The following is an 8,874-nucleotide window of genomic DNA, read 5'->3' on the forward strand; positions in this document are numbered from 1 at the left end:
CAACAATTGTTTCCTCCTCAACGTCCGTTTCTGCTACGTCATCGGCTAGGAAAATGTCATCCGCAAATTCTGTATCTGTTCCAATATCCAAGTCTTCGTCGAAACTATCGGCTTCATCGAACAGACCTTCTAAATCCGCCAATAAATCCTCGACTGCTGCATCCAAATTCGTTGGCTCAGGCGTAACATAAGTTTTGACATATTCAATCAAGGCTTGACCCAAGTCGCTGCCGCGCCAGTCTTTACCTTCCGCTACCACATCATCCATTAATGCGGCTTTGCCTGTGGCTCCCCGGAATTGTAAAACGATGTCGTTATAATCTTGATCGCTTCCTCCATCGACCCGAATATCTTCCCAGGCAAACGCACTGCCATCCCCAGTAATATCCGCAATTTGTCCGAAGTGATACCCATCATCTGGGTTCGCGGTGGCTAAAGAAAATAAGGGCCGCAATGCTCCGCCAGCATTGGGATTATTTAACACCTGCTGGACGTTTCCATTGGGAACTAACATCAGGAAAAATTCATCTCCAGGACGCATCGCAAAGGATTTTACTCCTTGATATTCCCCAAAATTATAATCCCCTTCCCCTAAGCGTCCAGTAAATCTTGCGCCTTCGCTATTGTCATCAATGACCATATAACCCAGTTCAGAATTACTGGCAGCGCGAGTCATTGCTTCTTGGAAAAATTCGCTGGAATTGGGGTCAAATCCTTCCATTCCAGACAAGCTAACGATCGCCACTTGTCCTTTATACGCACCGCCATCAAAGAGGAAATCTACCTCAACTTCCCCGGTATCTCCCACTTTAAATGTCCCAGACTCAAATTTGGGTTTGAGATTGGCAAATTCAGCATCGGCGACTAAATCACTCTCTTCTGTCTCACTGTCGTCGGTAGTTTCTTCTGTTTCACTCGTGGCGGAATCTTCTAATTCATCAGCATTACTGTTCGTCTCGGTTTCTTCATTGACCAACGACTCACTTAAAGAATCGTCAACACTATTATCAGCTTCTGACTCTACTCCCTCATCAGTTTCTGCCGCACTGCTGTTACTTTCTTCAGAAAAACTGCTGTAGGATTCTGACTCTCCCCCCTCATCAGTTTCGGCAAATAAGCTGCTATCTTCGGCTTCAATCTCATCAGCAACGGTTTCATCCGATGGCGTCAATGTCTCGAATTCTTCGCTAATCGGGGCTTCCTCAGTATCAGTTTCTGGGAGTTGGGAAAGGATATCCTGTTCCTCAACTTCTGGCTCGATCGCCTCGGTTGCTGCGGTTAGCACCTCTTCTTCTACCGCTGACTCAACGGTTTCGGGGAGGAGTTCTTGATCCGGGTTGAGTTCACTTTCATCCCCAATATTTTCATCACTTGCAGCGTCGGTTTCAATCCAGTCCAGTTCCTCAAGTTCCGGATCCGCGCTATTGGAACTGTCGGTACTGTCGCTGACGATTTGAGCAGTTTCATCGGAGGAATTCTCTTCTGATTCGGCATCGGTACTCTCGGTAATATCGGTTACGATGTCGAGGTCAGATTCGCTACTGGGTTCATCGCCGATCGCCTCATCGATAAAGGGTAACTCCTCAAACTCTTCCTCCCCCAAATTCGTTTCTATAGTGCCATTTTCGGCTAAGTCAACACTCTCCGGGTCAAACTCATCCCCAGGCAATTCATCGCCAATGTCGCCCTCTTCTGACGGGAACTCAAAATCTGAATCACCATCTGCCCCAAATCCTGTATCATCGGGTGTTTCTGTGTCATCGATGAGTATGCCACTGGGGGTTCTCATTTCTTCTAAGCGCATTGCCGGTCCTTGATACCGCTTGGATTGGGGTTGGAATCCATTGGCTTGAGGACGCTTTTGAAACCCAAAAAACAACTTGAACATGAGTAGATGGCTCCTGGTTAGATAGATGTCGGGAGGATGCGTGTTCGCGAATCAGTGGGTTAAATAGAGAGTTGACTAGGCGATCGCCGGTTGGATCCGTTGGATGCGATCGCGCCGGAATTACCGAGTTTTGTCTCCTATTTATTTACTGGGAAAACATCGGCGAAATTATGCACGAATCATGCCTTAGAGGAAGAAAATTTCACCCAGATTGGCATGATGGCACTCCCAAATCCTTAACCTGTAGGGGTTTGGATGATTTCAATCGGATTTGGAACAGATTCCATTTCCGGGGATGTCGTCCGGGGATTTAGGGCGTGATAGCGGCGATCGCTGATTGGCTCTTGTTTCTTCTCTCTGGACAAATCCCGGACTTTTATGCCGGATGGATGAATTTGTAATATTTCGTTACATTCGCCCAAACATTAAAGGGATTCCAAAAAATAAATTATCCAAATTTGGGAGTTAGAGACCTACTTTAATCTTCAGAGAAGCTTAGGCAGGCTATAGCCCGATCGCCCTTGAGTCGCGCTTCTTCTTATAGACCTTTGAATATCGGATGGAGTATAGCGGTTCGGTGGACTCATTCGCGTACAGATAAGCTGTTTTGCATCTAAATTGGATAATCCTAGCGAAGCTCGATGTTTGGGCACCGCGCACACGCTACGCCGCACAGCGAAGCCCGGGTTCAGGCTTTACGCACCCCAAAGGTTTCATGATTTCCTCACCTCCAATTTAGACAGGCAACAGCTTATTTAGAGGAGTGCGAGCATCTTGCTCGCACTCCAAAAATGTACGCGAATAACTGTGGGAAACGCTATATAGCTTGTTCTAAATGATTTATGACATATATAGCTCCCCTCTCCCGCTTTGGACAGCCTTATGTTGGGGGTGAGGGCATTCCACAACTGCTGCAAGGATCTGCTATATAAACCTGAACTTTGGGTAAATCCTGAAAAAGCCTGAGAAAAAGTGGTAGTGATCTGGGTAAAACTTCCACTTTTCTTAAGCATCTGTGACTCTCAATATTGCTGCAAATAGCAGTATAATGAAATCAAGTAATCTTATAGGCAGTCTCACTGAACTGAACTCATTAATCGGCAGGGTGAGGGGAAGAGTTTCCCACTCCGATTCCCCTTGTCAAATCGTTTGAAACAGAGAATCTGATTTGCTGTAGAAGTGAACCGTTTAAATTCTCAGGTGTCCAAGATTCAAGACTGACTGTAGAAAGGAGTGACATCCCTTAGCGCTAGGGGATGACAAAGCCGAGTTAGGCTTTGCGGGATTTGCCCTCCAAGCAAGAGTGAAAACGGCGATCGCCAGTTTGTGGTATGTGAGCGAGGAAGGAACCTTAGCCTTGATGAGCGAATTCTACAAGCAATTTAGATGCAAAACAGCTTACCGCCTGAATTGTTTAGTTCAAGAAAAATGAAAGGGTCAAAAAAATCGAGATTTTTAACCCAAAATTCTCACCAATCAGGTTTATGTCTGAATTTACACACTGGGTTACTCCCCCTTGATGGATACTTCGGAAAACCGCCTCTAGCCCTTTTTTTCACAATCGGTTAAAATAAGCAAGAGACTGATTCATTTATCCATAAATAAAGATGTTCTTAGTCACTGGAGCAACGGGAAGTTTAGGACGGCGTGTGGTGCGGGTTTTGACCAGTAGGCAGTCACCAGTGCGTGCTTTGGCGCGGTTGAGTTCGGACTACAGCGAGTTAGAAAATCGAGGGGCCGAAATATTGATCGGCGACTTGAAACGGGAACGGGATATACAAAAAGCCTGTCAAGGGGTTAAATATATCATCAGTGCTCATGGCGGAAAGGAAACCGGAGGTGCACAGGCGATCGACTATCGGGCGAATATTGACCTGATTGATTATGGGAAAGCAGCCGGAGTTGAGCATTTTGTCTTGATTTCTGTTCTGGGATGCGATCGCGGATATATGGATTCCCCGGTTTTTAAAGCCAAGCGCGAAGTGGAAAAATATTTAGAAAAAAGTGGTTTGACTTACACCATTTTACGACCTTCTGCCTTTGACTCGGCGTTAATTCCCTTTGCACAACGATTCAAAGAAACAGGTATTTATTTAAGTCTGGGTGACTTGAGAAATCGCACCTCCCCGGTGAGTACCGATGACTTAGCCAAAATAGCAGCAGATTCCGTATTAGTCCCCGAGGCAGCGAATCAAATTTTCCCGGTGGGAGGGCCAGAAATTCTATCCCGAGAAGAGATTCCCCAGATTTTTGCCCGCATTTTTAATCGTGACCCTCTGATTATCAATCCACCGATGATGGTATTTGATGGGTTACGCAGTGCATTGGGATTAGTGAATCCGGGTTTACAGAAATCTCTGGGAACTTTGCGCGTGTTGGTTTCTAATGAGTTTTTCTGCACTGCGGAAGAGATAGACACTTTAGAGTCAATCTTTGGGATGAAGATGGAGTCTTTAGAAAGTTTTATTCGCCGTTATGTGAGTTGTTGATTTAGGGTTCTCCCCAAATTATAGCGGTTTCCACAGTTATGAGGTACAGGAAATCCCAGGAACTGCTATAAATCAAAAGGGGGTGTCTGGATAGACTCCCCCTTTTTTACTGGGTAATATTTCGTTGTCAGATTTATTAATTTTTGCTGCATTTAAGCATTTCCCTGATTGACTGGATTTAACCTACTTGATGAGGCAAGTTGAAACGATTAAGCGCTACGTTTGAGGGAACCATCAGAATATAATTCCATTGGCACTAACTCAAGTTTTCCGTTGATTTGCACTTTTGAATAAACCATTTTGACGAATTGGGCAGTGTTGGTCCGATAGTGAAGTAACATGATTTTGTCCTCCGATTTGCTTCTTCTTTTCTTATACTGCTATTATCTCTGTGTTCAGGGTAAATTGGGGTGATTTGAGGCGCAAGGCATTGTGATAGTTCTCTGACAAGGAGGCGATCGCCCTCATCGGTTGCGGTGATTTTAAACACAATCCCAGATCAGGACGAATCCTTCAAAATTACCAACCCGAGAATAACCTCTTGTTAATCCGTGATTAGCCCTTAATTTTACCCTTCTTCCCGAGACTCTTCCCCATCGCTTCCCCTAGAATAGCGATGAACCATAAAGGTTAAAACCGTTTCATCAATGCCTTTCAATTGCAGGGAACCGAACTTAACAATTTCATCATCATGGAGATAATCCGCCACCGCTGCGGATACGAGAATTGTACCCGGGTCGGCAGCTTCCTGCAAGCGGGAGGCAATATTCACACTAGGACCGATCGCCGTATAATCTGACCGCAAATTGCCGCCAAACATCCCCACCACAGCAGTCCCTTGATGAATCCCACAGCGAAACTGAACCCGAGGTAAACCCTGTTCCTCCCAATGTTTATTTAAGCGATCAAGCGCTTGTAACATTTGTCTGGCAGTGGCGATCGCCCGTCTCACCTGTTCATTCGGCGTCAAATCCTCCGGTGCACCAAACATCGCCACGATCGCATCCCCGACAAACTTATCCACCGTCCCGCCATTATCAAACACCGCCTGAGTCATTTCCGTTAAATACTGATTCAGCACCTCCGCCACCCGGCGCGATCGCAACGTATTCGCCAACTGAGTAAACCCAACGATATCGCTAAACAAAATCGTAATCAACCGGGGTTCCGGACGTAAATCCAGAGACAACTCCCCAGAGGCCGCTTTTTGCACCATAGAAGGGGGTAAAAAGCGGCGCAGGACTGACTCGGTTAAATAAGTATTCAACTGGACCACCCGGCGCTCATTTTCCTTGAGGGCCAGTAAATTCCTCACTTCCGCTAACAATTCGCGATCGTTAAACGGTTTAGCCAGATAAGCATCCGCCCCTTTTTCCGCCCCTTCAATGCGCGTATCCTCATTCACCTTAGCGGTAAGCAAAATAATTGGCGTTCCCCGTAACGACTCATCCTCTCGAATCATCTGGATCATATCCAAACCCGAGACTAACGGCATCATCAAATCCGTGACAATCAACTGGGGACGATGGTTAAGTACCACATCAAATCCTTCCGCCCCATTGCGGGCCAAAATGACGCGATATCCTTCTTTTGTGAGAATCCCCGAGACATAATTTCGTAAATCGGGATTGTCATCTACCACCACAATCGTCGGGTGGAGGGTGTGAATCGTAGAGGGTTGTGCCGGTTGCACCATTCCTCCGGGACCGATAAACCCGACCCCATCGTCTTCCATCTGCACATCCGCCAACTCCACAGACGCCCGGGCCGGTTCTACCCCCGTCGGGACCTCAATAATTTGGTCTGGGGGTAAGTGAGAATTGCCCAAGGGTAACCAAACCATAAAAACTGAACCTTCCCCATAATTAGACTCAACGGCGATGGTTCCCCCATGAAGTTCGACCAATTCTTTCGCTAAGGCTAACCCTAACCCACTGCCTTCATAAGAGCGATTCGCGGACCCTTCGGCTTGACGAAAGCGCTCAAATAAGTGGGGAACTTGATCCGTGCGAATGCCAATACCCGTATCCTTAACTTGAAGTAAAGAATAATCTCCGGCTTGTTCCAATGAGACGATAATTTTACCCCCAGAGGCGGTAAATTTCATGGCATTGGAGAGGAGATTGTAGAGGACTTTATCAAACTTTTCCAAATCCAAATATAAGGAAGGACAAGTCTGTAAATCCGTGGTGATTTCTATGCCTTTTTTCTCGCAATAGGGGCGAAAAATTTCCACAGTTTGGGAGACAAAGGCTTGTAAATCGCAGGGACGAAAAGTGGGCTGCATCCGACCGGCATCGAGGCGTTGTAAGTCCAGGAGTTGATTGACCAATCGCAGGAGGCGTCGGGTATTGCGTAGGGCGATCGCCGCTTGTTCTAAGGGTAAATCTTGCTGATGCTCCACAGCAGATTCTAGCGGACCCATCATCAGGGTTAAGGGAGTGCGGAACTCGTGGGAAATATTTTGGAAAAATTCCGTTTTCAGGCGGTTGAGTTCCAGGAGTCGTTCCGCCTGCTGACGAGTTTTTTGGTAAAGACGAGACTGATGGACGGCGATCGCCCCTTGTGCCGCCACCGCTTGGGCTAAATCAATTTCCGAGGGATGCCAGCGTCGGGGTGCTCTGACTTGGCGCAGGGTAATGCTGCCGATAATTTCGCCATCAGAGATTAAAGGGACGACTAATAAAGCCCTGGCCGGCGATCGCAGGGGTAAATCCATGACATTCCATTCCGGCTGTTGTTCCAAGTCATCCACCACCACCGGAGCACGAGTGGTGAGGAGTTCTTGCAACACCGGATTCCCGGCGATCGGGACAACCGATCGCGGCAAGTCCCCGGAATGAGGGCGAGGTTCCCCTTTGACTTCCTGGGAAGGATAGGCAGAACAGAGTCCCACCCCTTCCGGTTCTTCATCCTCCAGTCGTTCTCCCTCCGATGCCTCCACCGCCTGCAGGGCCGCATCGTACAATCCGACGCACTGAACGTACTCATCTTCCACCGTCCATAACGACAATGCACAACCATCTGCCTGTAACGCATGGCCCAGTTGTTGGGCGATCGCCGCAAAAATATCTTTCGGATTCAGACTCGACCGAATCGCCGTCGTAATCGTATTCACCAGGGCCTCGCGCTTCGCTAGGGCCTGGACCTGCTCATAAGCGCGGGCCTGGGATAGGGACAACACCGCCTGATCCGCCACCATAAACACCAATTGCACCTCATCATCCTGCCACTCCCGTCCGGGTCCACATTGGTGCAATGCCAAGACTGCCACCAGTTCCAAGCGAAACATCAGGGGAACCACCAAACTCGACCGAATATCAGCCGCTTTTAACATCTGTCGCCGTTGCTGGAGTTGAGGCGTCTTTCCCTGTAACCGTTCATCGGTTTCCACATCATTGATCACCTCAATATCAGATGTTTCCCAGACCGTCTGTGACAACCCCAGGGGTTCTGAAATGGGTCCCGAGGGGGCAACCGGCAGTTTTGGCCCTTGACCATTGGACTTAATGGTGCCGAGTTCCCGCTTTTGATACATAAACCATTCATCAATAAATCGGCCATCCTGAAAAGGACGCAGAATGCAATAGCTCACCTCAAACATTTGGCCGAGGGTATCGACAATCGTCTGCAAAATCTGCGCCTCAGTCGTCCGAGAGCGAATTGTGTTGGTAATGGCATTGAGTAAGGATTCCTGGCGCAGGGTGCGGCACAGTTCCCTTGTCCGGGCTTTCAGGACATTGTGGGTATCTAATGCTTGTGCCACCAATGCCTTGAGTTCATCAGCATCCCAGGGTTTGGTGACATATTTAAAAACCTTTCCCTCATTGATGGCATCAACCAGGTCCTCTACATCGGTGTAAGCCGTCAAGATAATCCGGATCGCATCGGGATACTGAGTCGCCGTCAGACTGAGTAACTCAGTCCCACTCATTTGCGGCATCCGCTGATCCGAGATAATCACCGCCACATCCCCCGCCTTTGCCAGAAGCTCTAACGCTTGCGAGGCATTTTCTGCCGTCAGCACGTTATAGTCCCGATAAAAGGTGCGATAGAGCAAGTCGAGGTTATCTGGTTCGTCATCAACTACCAGAAGTTTCGGCTTACTATCTGTTTCGATACTCATGCACCGCTCTCCTAGAATCAGGGGGAGTTATATCCAATGTCTTATTGTTCTCTTGACTGGTTTTTAGCTGTCTTCGTCGTCAGCCCCACACCAGATCTGTACCCAGATTGGTGTCGGGATGGATAGACGGGTTGTTTCCGGGGAGCATCCCAATGCTCGCCGCCCTCAACCTAAATCCCTCTCCCAGAGTGCGAGAGGGACTTTTAATCGGGCTCCCATTCTCCCTTTTGGGGAGAATGGGGCTCCGGGGGATGAGGGCAGACTGTCCAAACATCGGATGCACCCTGTTTCCGTACCTACAATAACCCATTAATTGATGACTTCACAGACACCTCCTCGTCTTAAAAGCGGTTGAACCTTGCTAACATTGA

General features: G+C 48.0%; 6 protein-coding genes and 1 pseudogene. 3 read left to right on the forward strand and 4 right to left on the reverse strand.

What is annotated here, in order from left to right; translation table 11 throughout:
* Positions 1-1,888, reverse strand: a 1,888-nt coding sequence (locus J0895_RS16875; protein WP_207089206.1) for a DUF4114 domain-containing protein, incomplete at its 3' end; no start/stop codon positions are given.
* 90 nt (positions 1,889-1,978) lie between these two features.
* Here J0895_RS16875 and J0895_RS16880 point away from each other — a divergent pair.
* Positions 1,979-2,128 (forward strand): hypothetical protein, encoded by a 150-nt coding sequence (locus tag J0895_RS16880; protein WP_207089207.1) that lies wholly within the window; start codon positions 1,979-1,981, stop codon positions 2,126-2,128.
* Here J0895_RS16880 and J0895_RS16885 read toward each other — a convergent pair.
* Positions 2,125-2,310 carry a hypothetical protein gene (locus J0895_RS16885; RefSeq protein ID WP_207089208.1) on the reverse strand — a complete coding sequence of 62 codons (186 nt, stop codon included), beginning with the start codon at positions 2,308-2,310 and terminating at the stop codon, positions 2,125-2,127. The two genes, J0895_RS16880 and J0895_RS16885, sit on opposite strands and share 4 nt — an antisense overlap.
* A gap of 824 nt (positions 2,311-3,134) precedes the next feature.
* On the opposite strand from J0895_RS16885, the pseudogene J0895_RS26025 reads away from it, so the two are divergent.
* Positions 3,135-3,275: pseudogene (locus tag J0895_RS26025) on the forward strand (CHAT domain-containing protein); the annotation flags it as partial.
* A 220-nt stretch (positions 3,276-3,495) separates the two neighbouring features.
* Positions 3,496-4,377: an SDR family oxidoreductase gene (locus J0895_RS16895; protein ID WP_207089209.1), complete on the forward strand. Its 882-nt coding sequence runs from the start codon at positions 3,496-3,498 to the stop codon at positions 4,375-4,377.
* Between the two features lie 209 nt (positions 4,378-4,586).
* On the opposite strand, the gene J0895_RS26455 is transcribed toward J0895_RS16895, so the two are convergent.
* Both J0895_RS26455 and J0895_RS16900 read right to left on the reverse strand, forming a co-directional pair.
* Positions 4,587-4,718, reverse strand: a complete 132-nt coding sequence (locus J0895_RS26455) for a hypothetical protein (protein ID WP_277989857.1) — start codon at positions 4,716-4,718, stop codon at positions 4,587-4,589.
* Between the two features lie 227 nt (positions 4,719-4,945).
* Entirely contained in the window at positions 4,946-8,503 is a 3,558-nt protein-coding gene (locus tag J0895_RS16900) for a response regulator (protein ID WP_207089210.1), read from the reverse strand.
* Positions 8,504-8,874 lie beyond the last annotated feature (371 nt).

The sequence above is a fragment of the Phormidium pseudopriestleyi FRX01 genome, assembly GCF_017313335.1.
GTDB lineage: Bacteria > Cyanobacteriota > Cyanobacteriia > Cyanobacteriales > Laspinemataceae > Laspinema > Laspinema pseudopriestleyi.